The sequence below is a fragment of the Sphingomonas beigongshangi genome (assembly GCF_016820445.1).
In the GTDB taxonomy this organism is placed as follows: Bacteria; Pseudomonadota; Alphaproteobacteria; order Sphingomonadales; family Sphingomonadaceae; genus Sphingomonas; species Sphingomonas beigongshangi.
This window is the reverse complement of the sequence record NZ_JADHDT010000001.1, coordinates 86,580-101,622: the sequence shown is the minus strand read 5'-3', so window position 1 is coordinate 101,622 and position 15,043 is coordinate 86,580. Positions and strand designations below refer to the sequence as shown.

The window sequence follows — 15,043 nt, the reverse complement described above, 5'->3', positions numbered from 1 at the left end:
AAGCCTATCTGGACTCTCGCCAATCCGTCGTCCCCGCCATATGGCGGACCAATGGCAAAACGCACCGTCCATGCCCTGCTCGCGGCCTCGGCAGCCGTCCTGGCGCCCTGCGCCGCCCAAGCGGATGCGCTGATCGACAATGTCAGCGGGGTGACACTCGATTCGAATCAACGCGTCGTCCGCTTCCGCGCGATGGTGATCGACGGCCAGGGCCGTGTCGTGCGGCTCATCCCCGTGGGGGAGAAGGCGCCGGAGCCGACACGCAAAAATCCGGGGCCGCGCTACGACTGGCGCGCGGACCTGAAGGGGCGGACGATCGTGCCGGGCATGATCGACGCGCACGGTCATGTCATGGAACTCGGCTTCCGGGCGCTCGAACTCGATCTGTCGGACACGAAGAGTCTGGCCGAGGCGCAGGCGAAGATCGCCGCCTATATCAAGGCGAACCCTGAGCGGCGCTGGATCCTGGGCGGCGGCTGGAATCAGGAGACCTGGGGGCTCGGTCGCTTTCCCACCGCGGCGGAGCTGGATGCGGTGACGGGCGACCTGCCCGTATGGCTTGAGCGTGCGGATGGCCATGCCGCCTGGGCGAACAGCGCGGCGATGAAGGCGGCGGGGGTCACCGCCGCTACCGCGACGCCTGCGGGCGGCCGGATCGAGAAGGCGGGAGGCCGCCCGTCGGGTGTGTTCGTCGACGCCGCCATGGACCTGGTGCGCAAGGTCGTGCCGCAGCCGCTCGGCAAGGACCGCAACGCGGCCTTCATCCGGGCACAGGACATCCTGCTCTCCTATGGCGTCACCGCGACGGCTGACATGGGCACCAGCCTGGACGACTGGCTCACCTATCGCCGGATCGCCGATCGCGGCGACCTGCGCGTGCGAATCATGAGCTATGGCATGGGCGTCGACACGGCGATCCAGATCGGTGGGACGGGGCCTAGTCCGTGGCTCTACGGCGACCGTCTGCGCCTGGTCGGCGTCAAGCTGTACGCCGATGGCGCATTGGGATCGCGCGGGGCGTGGCTGAAGGCACCCTACGCCGACGCGCCGGGCCAGTCGGGGGCGGGCTTCATGTCCGACACGCTGATCCGCAACCTGATGAGCCGTGCGGCGATGGACAATTACCAGATCGCCGTTCACGCGATCGGAGACAGGGCGAATGCGCAGGTCCTGGGCGCGATCGAGGAGCTTTCGGACACCTACAAGGGCGACCGGCGGTGGCGGATCGAGCATGCGCAGATCGTCGATCCTGCCGATCTGCCGCGCTTCGGCCGCAACGGCATCGTCGCCTCTATGCAGCCGGTCCACGAGACGAGCGACCGGTCGATGGCGGAAGCGCGGCTCGGCGCGCAACGGCTGACGGGGGCCTATGCCTGGGCGTCGATGCTCAAGAACGGTGCGCATCTCGCCTTCGGCTCCGACTATCCGGTCGAACGGCCTGATCCCTGGGCGGGCTGGGCCGCGGCGATGACGCGGCAGGGGCCGGACGGCCAGCCGTTCGGCGGCTGGCAGCCGCAGGAGGTGGTGACGCGCGAACAGGCCTGGTGGGCCTATACCGGCGGCGCGGCCTATGCCGGATTCGCGGAGAAGCAGTTCGGATCGCTGGAGCCGGGGCAGAAGGCCGATTTCGTCGTCGTTGATCGCGATCCGCTGAACGCCAGCCCCACGGAACTGCGCGCGACAAAGGTGCTGGAAACGTGGATCGGCGGCCAGAAGGTCTGGGAGCGGAAATAGGGGGCGTGGCTACGCGCGGCCGATTGTGACTATCGTCGCCAGTTCGGACAGACCCGCGGGCGCATATTTCCAGAATGACGACAGGCGTTTCGGGAATCGCTCCCGCAGATCGGCAAGAACAGGCGCTGCGTCGCTCTCCGACAGGCGAAGGAGCCAGGGCTGCAAGGACATTCCTGCCCGTGCCGCCCCGCACAGGATTTGCTCGACCTCGCACGTGAGCCATCCCTCTGCGGCCTCGGCCAGATCACGCGCAAGCCTTTGCTCGAACCAGGCGTCGACGAGATCCTCGATCACGCGCTGCTCCTCCCGCGACCACGATCGCCAGTCGGCGAGCGCCAGCTTTCCCAGCACGATTTCCGGATCGTTGGCATCCTCGGACTCGCGTACGGACACCTCCAGAATCCGGGGGAGGAGGTAGCGGAAATCCCGCGTGTCGCCGACCGTCAAAAAGGCGCCTGACACATAGCGCCGCAGCGCCCGACCGGGGATTTGTCGCAAGGGCGTCGTCAACAGCACGTCGATGCCGCGCGTCGCGATACAGCAGGGACATCCTTCGATCGTGGCGGGCGGTACGCACGCGAAGGCCTCGTACACCGCCGACAAGGCCTGCCCGATGTCAGGCTTCGACGCAGATGGCGGAGCGTTGGTCACCCGACTATGCGACCGTCAGGACGACATCGTCCAAGAGGTCGACGTCGCACCCGCTAGCGGTTGCGGCCTGTGCGACCACCGCGCGTGAAAGCGGCCGCACCGGGCCGCAGCGGCGTCGCATGATGACGGGCGCGATCCGCGATCAGGCGACCGCGACGATCTCTTCCGGCTCGCGCAGCACATAACCGCGGCCCCAGACGGTCTCGATGTAATTCTCGCCGTCGCAGGCGACGCTGAGCTTCTTGCGCAGCTTGCAGATAAAGACGTCGATGATCTTCAACTCGGGCTCGTCCATGCCGCCATAGAGATGGTTGAGGAACATCTCCTTGGTCAGCGTGGTGCCCTTGCGCAGGCTGAGCAGCTCGAGCATCGCATATTCCTTGCCCGTCAGGTGCACGCGGGCGCCGTCGACCTCCACGGTCTTGGCGTCGAGGTTCACGGCGAGCTTGCCGGTGCGGATCACCGACTGCGAATGACCCTTGGACCGGCGGACGACCGCGTGGATGCGCGCGATCAGCTCTTCGCGGTGGAACGGCTTGGTGACATAATCGTCCGCGCCGAAGCCGAAGCTGCGCACCTTGCTGTCCATCTCGCTGATGCCCGACAGGATCAGCACCGGCGTCGACACGCGGGCGACGCGCAGCTTCTTCAGCACGTCATAGCCGTGCATGTCCGGCAGGTTGAGGTCGAGCAGGATGATGTCGTAGTCGTAGAGCTTGCCGAGGTCCAAGCCCTCTTCGCCCAAGTCGGTCGTGTAGACGTTGAAGCCTTCGGTCCCGAGCATAAGCTCGATGGCCTTGGCCGTGGTCGGCTCGTCCTCGATCAGCAGCACCCGCATCGCGTCGTCCCCTGTTGGCGCGGACGGGCACTCCCTGGCGTGCCCGGACGGCCCGGATTCATTAACCAAACGACATCTGAAGGACAAAGGTTAATTTGCGATTAAAGCGAATTAATCCCGCGATTACCGCGATTCGCGTGGCGACTCGTCCCCGTCCGGGTCGACCGGCGTGAGGTCCGGGCCGAGCAAGGTCTGGTGGCGGCTGCGGGGAATGTCCTCTCCCAATACCTCCCTCAGGTACAGGCTGCGCACCAGCGTAAAGATGACGACGAGCAGCGCGGCGGAAAAGAACAGCCCGAAGATGCCGAAGATCACGCCGATGCCGATGATCGCGAAGACGGTGATCGCCGGCGGGATCGAGACGACGCGTGCCTGGACATAGGGGGTGATGAAGTTGGTCTGGATCAGGCGCACCACGGCATAGGTGACGAGCGCGCCGATCAGCGGCCCGTTGCCCTGCGTCGCGGCGAGGCCGAGCGCGGGGACCATCGCCGCCGTCGGGCCGACATAGGGGATGAATTCGCTGAGGCCGGCGAGCAGGCCGAGCGCGGCGGCGGACGGCACGCCCGAAATCCACAGGCCGACGCCGATCAGCACGCCCATGGTGGTCATCAGGATCAGCGACGAGCGCAGCCACAGCCGCAGCGTCGAGCCGACGTCGAACAGCGCGTCCTCTATCGCGGGTCGCTTCGACGGCGGCATCAGGAACAGGAAGCCGCGCTGGTAGATGCCGGGGTCGGCGGCGAAGAACAGCGCGCCGACGAGCAGCAGGATGCAATTGAGCAGCAGTTCGCCCGCCCCGGTGACGAGCCCGCCGACATCGCGCGCCGCCTGCGATCCGGCATAGGCCTGGCGGACGGCGTCGACGATCTTCGCGCCGACCGGGCTTTGCGATGCCCAGGCGGCGAGCTGGTCGAGCAGGCCGGGCAGGCGGGTGACGAGGACGTTGACCTGCTCGCGGAACTGGACGCCGAACAGCCAGGCGAGGAAGACGACGATGCCGAGCGCGGTCGCCATGCCCAGCGGCAGCGCGGCGCGCTCGGGCACGCGGACATGGTCGCGCCACAGGTCGGCGATGGCGTGGATCGCGATCGCGCCGAGCATCGACCCGAAGGCGAGGATGAGCAGATTGCCCGCCTTGAGCAGCGCGGCGGCGATGCCGACGATGACCAGCACGTAGAGCACCCGGCGCATGAAGCGCGCATCGGCCTCGTCGGGAGCGAGGCGGTTCATGCGGCGGCGGGACGGGTCGGCATGGCGTGCTCAATGAGCGACGAGTGGTTTTGCTCCCCGGATTGGGGGGGATGGTCGCAGTGGGTGACCGGAACGTCCGCTATTGGGAGGAAGCGGAACGTCTGCTTACCGGAACGCCGAGGACGATAGCCGAAATCGCCCGGCACTGCCTTTTCCCGAAAACGGCGGTCTACCGGGAACGCTGGCAGTTTCTCAAAACTCACCTGTCGCTGACGTTCAAGGAGCTGGAAGGCGTCCGGGGCGGCGACCGATTGCGGGTAGGTGGCTGTCGGCTTTATGCGTAGTCTTGTGAACGCCGACGTTGCATACAATCTGAAACGTTCCGGGGCTGGCGCTAAATAATGGGATGGGACGATGAGGGTTGCGATTGGGCTGGCAACGGCCATGTTGGCCGCACCTAATCTGGCAGGAGCAAAAACAGCCGGTTCGCTCAGCGAGGTCGCCGCTGCACCATGTGAAGCGGTTGCGCGTGGGGCACGGGTATTGCCGCCAAGAGCGTGGGATCACGCCAAGACACCGCTTCAAGGTGTAATGCGACTTTCACAGGAAGCGAACGGCTCACCTCAGCGTCCATTTACTCGCACCGAGCAGCTAATAGCTCAAAATCCTGATGTGATTGAGACGATCGGTGCCGGGCCAGGCACCACTACTTTCGTCGAGCATCTAATGGGAACCACACTGTATCAGGTCTACACGTTCCAGGGCACGCTTCATGAGCAGGCAAGTGCGTTCGTCCAGGCTGACGCGAGCGGCGCGATATCGGTTCTGGCCACTCCGAGGTCAGCGCGGGGTGGCAGCTATACGACGGTCGAAGATTTAGGCACGGTCGGCAACAGCCTGTTCGTGATCGACCACGGTCAGAATGAAGCCGAGTCACCCGACGAAGACATCCAACTCACTCCGTGGTCCGGGCAGGACTTTGGCCCCGCGTGCCGCATCGCGCTGCGGTTCAGCACCGACTATAGGATCTCGGAAAGCTTCGGCGATCCTGCGATAGTTGCTGCGGGTGGGCGCACAGCGCTTGGGCTTGCGCGGTCGCTAGACGCGGGTGACGCAGGCGGCTCGCGGGGCGCTGGTGATGCGCAAGCCGGTCTCGACAAGGGTGAAATCGCACGAATTGAGTTTCCAACCTTTGGGCGCAATCGCTTCCCACCAAGCTGGAACTACGTTGACGGTATTACCGCTCATGTGACTTTGGCGGGACATCCCTTGCTTGCCATCTATGGTCATGAGGGCGTGGGCTGGCGTAGCGGGATGACGATGCTGGTTGCGTTCTATCGCGACGACGAAGGCAAGCGAACGCCCGTCGCAAGTTTCACGATCAGACGGTTCGTCACTAGGCTCCGCAGCGCAACTGTACTTTCTCCCGTCATACAGTCGCGGGGCGGCTGATCAAGCAAGGCATCCGGGTCTTATCAGCGGGGTGCGGGACATGCCTTTGCTATGGGACGCAATGACCCTACGATACGAAAAGCGATTATGCAGCCCATTCCCGAAAGCGAATCCGTAGCGGGAAAGCGGACTTTCTGACCGTGTTGCGAGGCGTCGGAGGCATCGCGTTTCCCGAAATATGTTCCCACTTACTCTTTCCCGAAATTGCCCCTTGATGACGGGGAAACGGGAATGGTCGGACTGAACCGATGGCCGATTTCGGGAAGACAGATTGCGTGCCCGAGCGTCTAGGTTTGGGCGCAATCCGCCATTTCCCTCAAGCTGGCCCCAGCAGCGGCGCGGTCAGCTTCCAGAGCCAGGACCATGTCCGCCCTCGCACGGGTCCCGCAGCCGCGCACCGAGGAAGGTGATCAGCGCCTCGACCCGCGCGGGGCGCAGCGGGCTGGGCGGGGTGAGGAGGTGGAGGCCGACCGGCGGGGGGGCCCAATCGGCGAGGATCTCGACCACATCGCCCGCCGCGAGGTGCGGCCCAATGATGAACCCCGGCAGCCGCGCGATGCCGAGTCCCGCGATCAGCGCCGGCACCAGCGCCTCGCCGGAATTGGCGACGAGTGGGCCTTCGGGCTTGACCGACACCTCCGCGCCGCCCGGACCGCGGAAGCGCCACGGGCCGGGGACGTTGGCATAGCCGAGCAGCCGGTGCTCGCCGAGCTGGCCGGGATGCTTCGGCTCGCCGTGCCGCGCGAGATAGGCGGGGGCGGCGATCATGTGCATGCGGATGCCGCACAGCCGTCGCGCGCGCAGGCTCGAATCGGGCAGGTCGGCGATGCGCAGCGCGACGTCGAATCCCTCCGCGACGATGTCGATCCGCGCGTCGGAGCAATGGAGGTCGATTTCGATGCCCGGATGCAGGCTGAGGAATTCGGCGATCAGCGGTGCGACGCTGCCGATGCCGAAGCTCATCGGTGCGGCGAGGCGGACGCGCCCCGTCGGTGCGCTTGCCGCGTCGCGCGCGGTCTCCTCCGCCGCCCGGGCCTCGGCGAGGATGCGCGCGGCATAGTCGGCGAGCGGCTTGCCCGCCTCCGTCAGCGCGAGCCGGCGCGAGGTGCGGTGGAAGAGCGACTGGCCGATATGCGCCTCCAGCCGGGTGATCGCCTTGCTCACCGTCGCCTTGCTGAGGCCGATCGCATCGGCCGCGCCGCTGAACGAGCGATGCTCGACCACCGCCGCGAAGATCGCCCAGGCCTCAAGATCGGGTAGCCGCATCCGTCTTTCTCCCTCAGCGCGCAGGCGTAGCAGGGAAACGATAGGTTTCCAGCGTTTCCGTTTACGCGCTGCCCGATCCGCCCCATCTTGGCTGCAACAGACAGGAGGCAGCCATGCTCGCTACCGATACCAAGACCGCTGCAAACGCCGGAATCGAACGGAGGCCGTTCGCCAGCCTGGGCCATGCCGATCACGGCTGGCTCGATGCCCGGCATCATTTCAGCTTCGCCAATTATTATGATCCCGCCCGGATGAGCTGGGGCGCGATCCGGGTGTGGAACGATGACGCCATCGCGCCGCAGACCGGTTTCCCGCCGCATCCGCACCGCGACATGGAAATCGTCACCTATGTCCGCACCGGGGCGATCACGCATCAGGATTCGATGGGCAATCAAGGCCGTACCGAAGCGGGTGACGTGCAGGTGATGAGCGCGGGCTCCGGCGTGCGCCATGCCGAATACAATCTGGAGAACGAGACGACGACGCTGTTCCAGATCTGGATCGAGCCGACCCGGACGGGCGGCGCGCCGAGCTGGGGCGCCAAGCCCTTTCCGAAAGGTGACCGGTCCGGCCAGTTCGTGACGCTCGCCAGCGGCTTTGCCCAAGACACCGACGCGCTGCCGATCCGCGCCGAGGCACGCGTGATGGCTGCGACGTTGAAGGCAGGCCAGAGCGCGACGCACACGATCGGCGAGGGGCGGCACGTCTATCTGGTGCCGGCGACCGGCGCGATCGACATCGACAGCGTGCGCTTCGACGCGCGCGACGGTGCGGCGCTGTCCGGCCGCCAGACGGTGACCATAACCGCGATCGACGATGCCGAGATCGTGCTGGTCGACGCGAACTGAACCTTCACTGCCGTGCCCGGTTGTCGCCGGGCACGTTCCTTTCCCATTGATCTGGAGCAACATCCGATGACCAAGGTCCTCGTCCTCTATTATTCGTCCTACGGCCATATCGAGAAGATGGCGGACGCCATGGCGGAAGGCGCGCGCGCCGGCGGCGCCGAGGTGGACATCCGCCGCGTCGCGGAAACCGCTCCGCCCGAGGTCGTCGCCGCGGCGCATTTCAAGACCGACACCGCGCATCCCGAGATCGAGGGTCCCGACGCCCTGACCCAGTATGACGCGATCATCGTCGGCGCCCCGACCCGTTACGGCCGGATGCCGAGCCAGATGGCGGCCTTCTGGGACACGACCGGCGGCGTGTGGATGCGCGGCGGGCTGGTCGGCAAGGTGGGGGGCGCCTTCACCTCGACCGCCAGCCAGCACGGCGGGCAGGAGACGACGCTCTTCTCCATCCTCACCAACCTGCTCCATCACGGCATGACGATCGTCGGCCTGGACTATGGCTATCAGGGCCAGATGGGCGTCAAGGAAGTGCATGGCGGGACGCCTTACGGCGCCTCGACGCTCGCCGACGGCGATGGCAGCCGCCAGCCCAGTCAGGTCGACCTGGACGGCGCGCGGCACCAGGGCAAGCGTATCGCCGAGACCGCAGCCAGGCTGAAGGGCTGACACGGCGCGTCCCCTCCCGCACGCGGGAGGGGCCTTCTGGCTAGAGGCTGATCCACGTGCGCGGACGGGGTGCTGGCCCTTGCCCCAACCCGGCCGTCCTTACAGCGTAGCTTAAATGGGCGGCCGGGTGGCGGCGAGGGATGGCACTGCCCGAGCCCAGCCCTGCTGGATCGCGCATCAAAGGCCGCGTTTGCCCTTCTTCGAGGCCTTGGCCGCGGGCGCTACCCAGGCGGGGAGGGCGACGAACGCGACCGGCACGACCGATGCGATGGTCACCGTCGCGTCGACGGCCGGATCGGCGGGAAATTGATCGCGCGCCTTGGCGAAGACGAAGCGGGCGCGCGCCGCGCCCGGCGCCGATGCCGTCGCGCCGACCCAGCGCCAGTGCCAGGGTTCCCATTTCACCTGTTGCCGGTTGCCGCCAGGGAACGACAGTTCAAAGCCGTAATGCGGCGCATTGCGAAGCAGCCACCGCGCCGCCGGCGTCGCCGCCATACACGCTTCCGCGTCGCGACATCCGTTCGCCGGCCGCACCGCGAAGTCGACGGCATAACCCGTCGCATGTTCGCTATGCCCCGGCGGCGCGACGGAAATCGCGCGATCGGCGGCGCTGGTCGTCCCGCCACGACAGAAAACCTCCGCCTGCGATACGATGGAGCGATGGCAGGACAGACCGCGCAGTGTGCCGCCCACCGCCGGATCGCCCGCGGCGGCCGCGACCAGGCGGCCGAGGTCGGGCAGCATGTCGCGCCTGACGAGGCAGCGGCCGAGGCCGAAGCCCGGAGGCGCGGGCACGAGTTCGTCCGGCGGCGCATCGCCATAGGCGAGGTGGCCGAAGGATCGGCCCGGATCGCTCATGCTGGCGCGGGCGGCGGGACATATGTCCGCCGCGGCGGGTGTCGCCTGGAGCAACTGGCCGCACAGGAGAAGGGAGGGGAGGAACGCACGCATTGCGGTGCGCCTCTGGCGCGAAGCGCCATCCGGTGGCAAGGGCCGTCGCATGCATGGCGACAGGGTCCTATTCATCGACGGCGAGGCGTTGGTCATCGACAAGCCCGCCGGCCTGCCGGTCGATCGCCCGCGCGACGGCGGCCTCAGCCTCGAAAACCACCTCGAATCCCTGCGCTTCGGCTTCCAGCGCTGGCCGCAGGCGGTGCATCGGCTCGATCGCGACACCAGCGGTTGCCTGCTCCTGTCGCGCAACCCGAAGGCGCATGCGCGGTACCAGCAGGCGTTCGAGCAGGGATTGGTCGAGAAGCGATACCTCGCCGTGCTCGCTGGCGTACCGAAAGGCGAGTCGGGGACGATAGACCTGGCGCTCGCCAAGGTGTCGACGCGGGAACAGGGATGGCGGATGGTGGCCGATCCGAAGGGCAAAAATGCGCGTACCGACTGGCGGCTCGTCGCGACGGACGATGCGGGGCGCGCGCTGGTGGAGTTTCGTCCCACCACCGGGCGGACGCACCAGATCCGCGTGCATGCCGCGACGGGTCTGGGTGTCGCCGTGGTCGGCGACCCTGTCTACGGCACGGCGGACAAGGGCGGGATGCTGCTGCACGCGGCCGGACTGGTGGTGCCGCGGGGGACCAAGGAGCCGATCCGCGCGGAGGCCCCCATGCCCGAGCGGTTCGGCGTCTGGCCGCTGTGATGCACGTGCCCGAGGATGCGATCGAGGAACGCTTCCTCGCCGCCTCCGGACCGGGTGGGCAGAATGTCAACAAGGTCGCCACCGCGTGCCAGCTGCGCTGCGACGTGTTCAAGCTGGGGCTCCACCCCGAGACGTGGCGTCGGTTGAAGGTGATCGCGGGCAGTCGTCTCAGCACCAGCGGCGAATTAATCATCACCGCGCGCCGCTATCGGACGCAGGAGGCGAACCGAGCCGACGCGCGCGACCGGCTGATGGAGATGCTCGCCAAGGCGGAGGAACGCGAGGCCCGCCGCGTGAAGACCAAACCGTCCAAGAGCGCCAGGGCAAAGCGCGTCGATGCCAAGAAGGGCCGGGGCGTGGTCAAGGCGGCGAGGGCGAAGGTCCGGCTCGACTGACGACGCCGGCTGGGATTCGCGCCCGCGTCGGCCTACATCGGGGCGCATGTACCAGTTCGATATCGCCGCCGGCTCCAAGGCCGAACTCTACCATGACCTGGCCGCGGCGCTCGATGCGCTGACCGCCGACGAGCCCGATCCCATCGCCAACATGGCCAATGCGGCGGCGCTGATCTGGCAGTATCTCCCCGACCTCAACTGGGCCGGATTCTACCGCAACGTCGCGGACGAGCTGGTGCTCGGGCCGTTCCAGGGCAAGGCGGCGTGTATCCGCATTCCGTTCGGCAAGGGCGTGTGCGGCACCGCCGCGGCGACGCGGGAAACGCAGGTCGTGGCCGATGTCCATGCCTTTCCCGGGCACATCGCCTGCGATGCGGCGAGCCGGTCGGAACTGGTGGTTGCGATCGTTCATGAAGAACGGCTGCTCGGCGTCCTTGACCTGGACAGCCCCGAGGCCGGCCGCTTCGATGCGGAAGACGCGGCAGGTTGCGAGGCGCTGATGCGGCGTCTGGCGCCCCGCATCGCCTGACCCCCGGCTTCGGGCCGCCGTACCTGACCCGGATCGGGACAATGGGTCCGCGTTCGACCCCTCTTCGGTGTCGGTAAGCAACCTGTTAAGGAAAGCGGCGTTGCGCAACCGTAACGTCGAGTCGGCGTCGGTTGGCCGTGGAACGGGAGGAAACAGGGATGCGCAGGGTGATGCTTGCGGGCGCCGTGCTCGCCATGGGGTTGACGGGTGGCGCGGATGCACAGCAGCGTGTCATCGTGCGCGGTCCCGGCATGGGTGTGCCTGGACCGGCGACGCCAGGCATGGCGCCCAGGACGGGCTATACGGGCCGATGGGGCAGCAAGGTCGGCGGCCACTGGTGGGGCGGCGTCAACGCGCCCGGCGGTTGGGGCGCCTATCGCCGTCCCGCACGTGGGTGGACCCTGCCTAGCTATTGGTATGCCCCGCGCTTCTACGTCAGTGATTGGTCGACCTACGGGCTCGCGCAGCCGCCGCAGGGCTACACCTGGGTGCGCTATTACGACGATGCGGTGCTCGTGGACGGCCGCGGCGCGGTCTACGACAGCGTGGGCGGACTCGACTGGGACCGGTATGAAGCCGGCTATGTCGCGCAGGATGCCGCCTATGCCGAAGGCGCTCCTTCGGACGGCTATTACGAGCACGACTACGACCGGCGTGGCAGTGGCGTGGGTGGAGCCGTCGCGGGTGCGGTGGTCGGCGGCGTCGCCGGCAACGTGATCGCGGGACGCGGCAACCGGCTGGGCGGTACCCTCATCGGTGCGGGTGTAGGCGCCGCGGCAGGCTATGCTATCGACCGGTCGCAGGATCGCCACCGCGTGGACGATTATGGCGCCCCTTACGGACGGCCGGGGCGCATTCCCGTGGCCCCGGATTATCCGCCGCCGCCGCCGGGCGACTATGCGCCGCCGCCGCCTCGCGGCCCGGCGCCCTACGCTCCGCCGCCGCCCGTCGCCTATGCCCCGCACGCGCCGATCGTTCAGCCCCTGCCGTCCCCCGCATGGCGATCCGCCGACGGGACGACGACGGTGACGACCACGACGGCCGGCGGTTATGTGAGCGGCGGTTACTATTATCCCGGCGCGAGTACGACGACCGTGGTGGTGCAGACCCAGCCCGTCGTCACGACCACGACGGAAATTTACGAGGATGCGGTGACGTATACGCGGCGTCCGGTGGCTCACATCAAGACCAAGCGGGTCTGGCGCCCGGCACCGCGCTGCGCCTGCCGCTGACGCGGGGGCGGTGCGGGGCGGTTACCGGATAGCCTCTCCGTGCCGTGCGCTCGGGGCGATGTCCGACCAGGCTAGCTTCGGTTCGGACCTTTCCCCGATTGTGCGCGTCGTGCCCTGATGCTTGTATGATGCCGAACGGGAGAATGACGATGCGCATGCCACTGCTCTGCCTGCTCCTGGCGCTGCCGGCGTCGCTATCTGCGCAGGCTTTGCCGACCCCACGGCCGCCGGTCGATCTCGGCGACCACGCCGTCCCGCGCCTGAGCCAGCCCTGGCTGCCGGGGGTGTTGAGCGACACGCGCGATACGCCGACGACCCGCCGCCAGCGTATCGTCTGGATCAGCCTGCTAAAGGCCCAGGCCGAGGCGTTGCAGGCCCAGGACGGCGGGACGCTTTCCGCCGATCATCGCGCCTATATACAGCGCCGGCTCAGCCGATATCTGCGCAGCTGAATCGCGCCGCACGCGATTCGCTTTCGCACGGACTGGGCGGCTCAGCGGCGCGATGCACGGCCGCCGAATGTCACCAAGCTTTCCGAGCCGTCCGCACCGATGGCCGAGACGCCGATGAACGTATCGTCGACGGGAACCTGCGACAGCACGGTTCGCGTGTCGGCGACATCGCGCGACTTCGCCCAGTCGGCGGTGTCGTTGGACCGCCAGTGCACCCGATAGCGGACGGCACCCGGAACCGCCGGCCATGATACCTGTGTGTCGCGCGACAGGTCGCCCGATAGCGTGACGCTGGCCGGAGCGGCGGGCGCGGCGGCGAGTCGCGCGATCGTCGCGACGTTGATCGCCGTCACCTTTGCGAGATACGCGAAATCCATCCGGTCGATGGTGTCGCCGTACACGACGCCCTTATCCGTCCGCAGGTCCTGGTGCTGCGCATCCCAATTTTCCGCACCGACCGAAAAGCGCACCGCGGGATAGCCGCGCTTGAGAAACGGTTCGTGATCGCCGCCCCGGCCGAAGCGGTCCGGCCGGCGGTCGATGACGACGTCCAGGCCGCCCGGGATGCCGCGGGCTATACCGTCGATCGCCTTCGCGAGCGCACGGCTCGGCCCGTCGTCCTCCCCGCCGTCGCCGCGGCGACGCATCTGCTGCGGCAGGTCTTCCGACGCGCGGATCCCCTCCGAAAAGACGCGCACCCGATCGGCGTCTACGACGCCGCCCTGGCCCATTGTGTTGCCCACGATGTCGTTGTTGAGCATCGCGCTCACCTGCCATCCGCGTTGCTGCGCGGTGTCGGCGAGAAGCTCCGCACCCCACAGGCCCTGTTCCTCCGCGGAAAAGGCCACGTAGACGATCGTCGCGTCGAATTGGTGCTTGGACAGCAGTCGTGCCGCCTCCAGCACCAGCGCGACGCCCGACGCGTCGTCATTGGCCCCGGGGGCATCGTGAGTCGCATCCATCACGTCCGTCACGCGACTGTCGATATGGCCGCCGACGATGACCACGCGATTGGGATCGCGACCGCGCTGAATGCCAAGCACGTCCTGTACGACGACGCCCTGCGGCGCGCGCGGACCGTCGAACCGCCGATCGATCCGCTCCACGCTGATGCAGCCGCCGCATTCGCGTCCGATCGCCTCGAACTGGCGCGCCGCCCAATCGCGCGCGGCGCCGATGCCGCGCTTGGGATCGGTCGTGGAGGACAATGTGTGGCGTGTGCCGAAACCAACGAGCGCCGCGACGCTCGCCTTCAGACGCTGAGCACTGGGCGCGGCGACCTTGGCGGCAGCCGCTGGGTTCGGGGGAGGCGCGGCGAGCGACGCGGCGGAGGCGGCAAGCAGTAGAGCAGGGATCATGCACCAGGCATGACGATTTTTCCCAACGGTCTCAAGGGAGAAGGCGTTGCAGCCTGGATCAGTGCAGCCGATGGGCTGAGGTCCGCGTTTTGGTCTCCAGTTGCTCTATGACGCCGGAAATCTGTGCTGCGGGAATGCCTTCGTCGAGCCTGTCCAGGATCGCGAGTGCCTCCGCCAACAAGGCGAGCACCTTGGCGTGGTGCGGTGCCTGCCCGCATGGTCGACCCATCATCGCTCTCCCGCCTAATCGTATTGCGGATAACGTATAACAGATCGGATATTCCGCTTCCATCGCAAAGCGATAGCTGTAGCCTCAGCTCAATCGATCGATCGCATCAGGGGTCAGGGAGCCTGGCACGATCATGACGGGAACTGGCAGGGTCCCGGCATCGGTGCCGGCGAAGTGACTGACCAACTTGCCCGGCGCGCCCGTCGCGGCCGCGCCCAGCACCAGTGCGGCGATGTCGCGATTCGTCGCGATGATCTCGCGGATGATCTTCGGACCCTCACCCTCGCGCACGGTGATCGCCGGCTTGAGGCCCGATTCCGTCATCAACGTGCCTGCGGCCTTCGTCACCAGCCCTTCGGCGTGAAGGCGCGCCTCTTCCTCGATCGTCGCCTGCACGCCGCCGAATGCGATGAATTCCTGCGGCGGGATCAAGGTCAGGATCTCGACACCGCCACCGGTCTTCACGGCCCGCCGCGCGGCGAAGCGCAGCGCGATCTCCGCCTCCGGACTGTCGTCGATCACCACCAGATAGATGCGCATCGCGTCCC

17 protein-coding genes are annotated in these 15,043 nt (G+C 67.3%); 9 read left to right on the top strand and 8 right to left on the bottom strand.

Going from position 1 to position 15,043, the window contains the following annotated elements:
• Nucleotides 1-51: 51 nt before the first annotated feature.
• Nucleotides 52-1,734 (top strand): amidohydrolase, encoded by a 1,683-nt coding sequence (locus tag IQ292_RS00540; protein ID WP_203308364.1) that lies wholly within the window; start codon nt 52-54, stop codon nt 1,732-1,734.
• Nucleotides 1,735-1,743: 9 nt separating this feature from the next.
• On the opposite strand, the gene IQ292_RS00535 is transcribed toward IQ292_RS00540, so the two are convergent.
• The 3 genes from IQ292_RS00535 to IQ292_RS00525 all read right to left on the bottom strand — a co-directional run bounded on the left by IQ292_RS00535 (nt 1,744) and on the right by IQ292_RS00525 (nt 4,456).
• Nucleotides 1,744-2,385, bottom strand: coding sequence for a hypothetical protein (locus IQ292_RS00535; RefSeq protein WP_203308363.1), 642 nt, complete (start codon nt 2,383-2,385; stop codon nt 1,744-1,746).
• A 142-nt stretch (nt 2,386-2,527) separates the two neighbouring features.
• Nucleotides 2,528-3,223, bottom strand: coding sequence for a response regulator transcription factor CtrA (ctrA, locus tag IQ292_RS00530; protein WP_203308362.1), 696 nt, complete (start codon nt 3,221-3,223; stop codon nt 2,528-2,530).
• Between the two features lie 123 nt (nt 3,224-3,346).
• Nucleotides 3,347-4,456, bottom strand: a complete 1,110-nt coding sequence (locus IQ292_RS00525; RefSeq protein ID WP_203308361.1) for an AI-2E family transporter — start codon at nt 4,454-4,456, stop codon at nt 3,347-3,349.
• A 375-nt stretch (nt 4,457-4,831) separates the two neighbouring features.
• On the opposite strand from IQ292_RS00525, the gene IQ292_RS00520 reads away from it, so the two are divergent.
• On the top strand, nt 4,832-5,869 hold the full coding sequence (locus IQ292_RS00520) for a hypothetical protein (RefSeq protein ID WP_203308360.1): 1,038 nt from the start codon (nt 4,832-4,834) through the stop codon (nt 5,867-5,869).
• 342 nt (nt 5,870-6,211) lie between these two features.
• Here IQ292_RS00520 and IQ292_RS00515 read toward each other — a convergent pair whose 3' ends face one another.
• Complete coding sequence (locus IQ292_RS00515; protein ID WP_203308359.1) at nt 6,212-7,135, bottom strand: LysR family transcriptional regulator; 924 nt, start codon at nt 7,133-7,135, stop codon at nt 6,212-6,214.
• 113 nt (nt 7,136-7,248) lie between these two features.
• On the opposite strand from IQ292_RS00515, the gene IQ292_RS00510 reads away from it, so the two are divergent.
• The gene (locus IQ292_RS00510; RefSeq protein WP_203308358.1) at nt 7,249-7,983 is read left to right on the top strand and encodes a pirin family protein; all 735 of its coding nucleotides are present in this window, start codon (nt 7,249-7,251) and stop codon (nt 7,981-7,983) included.
• A gap of 66 nt (nt 7,984-8,049) precedes the next feature.
• Nucleotides 8,050-8,652 (top strand): NAD(P)H:quinone oxidoreductase, encoded by a 603-nt coding sequence (wrbA, locus tag IQ292_RS00505; RefSeq protein WP_203308357.1) that lies wholly within the window; start codon nt 8,050-8,052, stop codon nt 8,650-8,652.
• A gap of 177 nt (nt 8,653-8,829) precedes the next feature.
• On the opposite strand, the gene IQ292_RS00500 is transcribed toward wrbA, so the two are convergent.
• On the bottom strand, nt 8,830-9,603 hold the full coding sequence (locus IQ292_RS00500) for a M15 family metallopeptidase (protein WP_203308356.1): 774 nt from the start codon (nt 9,601-9,603) through the stop codon (nt 8,830-8,832).
• A 49-nt stretch (nt 9,604-9,652) separates the two neighbouring features.
• Here IQ292_RS00500 and IQ292_RS00495 point away from each other — a divergent pair, with 49 nt between their 5' ends.
• The 5 genes from IQ292_RS00495 to IQ292_RS00475 all read left to right on the top strand — a co-directional run bounded on the left by IQ292_RS00495 (nt 9,653) and on the right by IQ292_RS00475 (nt 12,908).
• Nucleotides 9,653-10,300, top strand: coding sequence for an RluA family pseudouridine synthase (locus tag IQ292_RS00495; protein ID WP_203308355.1), 648 nt, complete (start codon nt 9,653-9,655; stop codon nt 10,298-10,300).
• Entirely contained in the window at nt 10,300-10,695 is a 396-nt protein-coding gene (gene arfB / locus IQ292_RS00490; RefSeq protein ID WP_203308354.1) for an alternative ribosome rescue aminoacyl-tRNA hydrolase ArfB, read from the top strand. The genes IQ292_RS00495 and arfB overlap by 1 nt, the downstream gene beginning before the upstream one ends.
• 46 nt (nt 10,696-10,741) lie before the next feature.
• A complete protein-coding gene (locus IQ292_RS00485; RefSeq protein WP_203308353.1) occupies nt 10,742-11,224 on the top strand; it encodes a GAF domain-containing protein in 483 nt (160 codons plus the stop codon).
• A gap of 158 nt (nt 11,225-11,382) precedes the next feature.
• Nucleotides 11,383-12,456 (top strand): RcnB family protein, encoded by a 1,074-nt coding sequence (locus IQ292_RS00480; protein ID WP_203308352.1) that lies wholly within the window; start codon nt 11,383-11,385, stop codon nt 12,454-12,456.
• 155 nt (nt 12,457-12,611) lie between these two features.
• The gene (locus IQ292_RS00475; protein WP_203308351.1) at nt 12,612-12,908 is read left to right on the top strand and encodes a hypothetical protein; all 297 of its coding nucleotides are present in this window, start codon (nt 12,612-12,614) and stop codon (nt 12,906-12,908) included.
• Between the two features lie 41 nt (nt 12,909-12,949).
• Here the strand turns inward: IQ292_RS00475 and IQ292_RS00470 are convergent, their stop codons facing one another.
• The 3 genes from IQ292_RS00470 to IQ292_RS00460 form a co-directional block, all read right to left on the bottom strand.
• A complete protein-coding gene (locus IQ292_RS00470) occupies nt 12,950-14,266 on the bottom strand; it encodes a M20/M25/M40 family metallo-hydrolase (protein WP_203308350.1) in 1,317 nt (438 codons plus the stop codon).
• A 58-nt stretch (nt 14,267-14,324) separates the two neighbouring features.
• Nucleotides 14,325-14,498 carry a hypothetical protein gene (locus tag IQ292_RS00465; RefSeq protein ID WP_203308886.1) on the bottom strand — a complete coding sequence of 58 codons (174 nt, stop codon included), beginning with the start codon at nt 14,496-14,498 and terminating at the stop codon, nt 14,325-14,327.
• 81 nt (nt 14,499-14,579) lie between these two features.
• On the bottom strand, nt 14,580-15,035 hold the full coding sequence (locus tag IQ292_RS00460; RefSeq protein WP_203308349.1) for a universal stress protein: 456 nt from the start codon (nt 15,033-15,035) through the stop codon (nt 14,580-14,582).
• Nucleotides 15,036-15,043: the final 8 nt, after the last annotated feature.

Coding starts and splice junctions, on each gene's coding strand:
- IQ292_RS00475 (WP_203308351.1), top strand. CDS start 12,612: ATGCCACTGCTCTGCCTGCTCCTGGCGCTGCCGGCGTCGCTATCTGCG.
- IQ292_RS00510 (WP_203308358.1), top strand. CDS start 7,249: ATGCTCGCTACCGATACCAAGACCGCTGCAAACGCCGGAATCGAACGG.
- IQ292_RS00500 (WP_203308356.1), bottom strand. CDS start 9,603: ATGCGTGCGTTCCTCCCCTCCCTTCTCCTGTGCGGCCAGTTGCTCCAG.
- IQ292_RS00520 (WP_203308360.1), top strand. CDS start 4,832: ATGAGGGTTGCGATTGGGCTGGCAACGGCCATGTTGGCCGCACCTAAT.
- IQ292_RS00515 (WP_203308359.1), bottom strand. CDS start 7,135: ATGCGGCTACCCGATCTTGAGGCCTGGGCGATCTTCGCGGCGGTGGTC.
- wrbA (WP_203308357.1), top strand. CDS start 8,050: ATGACCAAGGTCCTCGTCCTCTATTATTCGTCCTACGGCCATATCGAG.
- IQ292_RS00525 (WP_203308361.1), bottom strand. CDS start 4,456: ATGAACCGCCTCGCTCCCGACGAGGCCGATGCGCGCTTCATGCGCCGG.
- ctrA (WP_203308362.1), bottom strand. CDS start 3,223: ATGCGGGTGCTGCTGATCGAGGACGAGCCGACCACGGCCAAGGCCATC.
- IQ292_RS00465 (WP_203308886.1), bottom strand. CDS start 14,498: ATGATGGGTCGACCATGCGGGCAGGCACCGCACCACGCCAAGGTGCTC.
- IQ292_RS00470 (WP_203308350.1), bottom strand. CDS start 14,266: ATGATCCCTGCTCTACTGCTTGCCGCCTCCGCCGCGTCGCTCGCCGCG.
- IQ292_RS00460 (WP_203308349.1), bottom strand. CDS start 15,035: ATGCGCATCTATCTGGTGGTGATCGACGACAGTCCGGAGGCGGAGATC.
- IQ292_RS00495 (WP_203308355.1), top strand. CDS start 9,653: ATGCATGGCGACAGGGTCCTATTCATCGACGGCGAGGCGTTGGTCATC.
- IQ292_RS00480 (WP_203308352.1), top strand. CDS start 11,383: ATGCGCAGGGTGATGCTTGCGGGCGCCGTGCTCGCCATGGGGTTGACG.
- IQ292_RS00485 (WP_203308353.1), top strand. CDS start 10,742: ATGTACCAGTTCGATATCGCCGCCGGCTCCAAGGCCGAACTCTACCAT.
- IQ292_RS00540 (WP_203308364.1), top strand. CDS start 52: ATGGCAAAACGCACCGTCCATGCCCTGCTCGCGGCCTCGGCAGCCGTC.
- arfB (WP_203308354.1), top strand. CDS start 10,300: ATGCACGTGCCCGAGGATGCGATCGAGGAACGCTTCCTCGCCGCCTCC.